This is a genomic window from Pseudomonas sp. BJa3, assembly GCF_026343815.1.
GTDB lineage: Bacteria > Pseudomonadota > Gammaproteobacteria > Pseudomonadales > Pseudomonadaceae > Aquipseudomonas > Aquipseudomonas soli.
In genome coordinates, this window is the sequence record NZ_JAOXMC010000449.1 from 1 (window position 1) to 245 (window position 245).

Genomic DNA, 245 nt, shown 5'->3' on the forward strand with positions numbered 1-245 from the left:
TCGGCCGCCTACTTCAACGTGCTGATCGGCATCGAGTCGCTGGCCGCCGCCGAGACCAACGAAGCCGCGTCGAATAAGCAGTTCGACTACGCCCAGAAGCGTCTCAACGGGGGCCAGGCGCCGATCACCGACGTGCACGAAGCCCGCGCGCAATACGACAGCGCCCGCGCCAACACCATCCTGGCCCGCAATGCGCTGGACGACAGCTACCGCGCGCTCGCCGAGATCACCGGCCAGCCGATCAG

The 245-nt window shown here is 67.3% G+C and carries 1 protein-coding gene; it reads left to right on the plus strand.

The genetic code is table 11. The features are described 5' to 3' along the window. A partial coding sequence (locus OH705_RS28370; protein ID WP_267303591.1) for a TolC family protein occupies nt 1-245 on the plus strand: 245 nt, incomplete at both ends.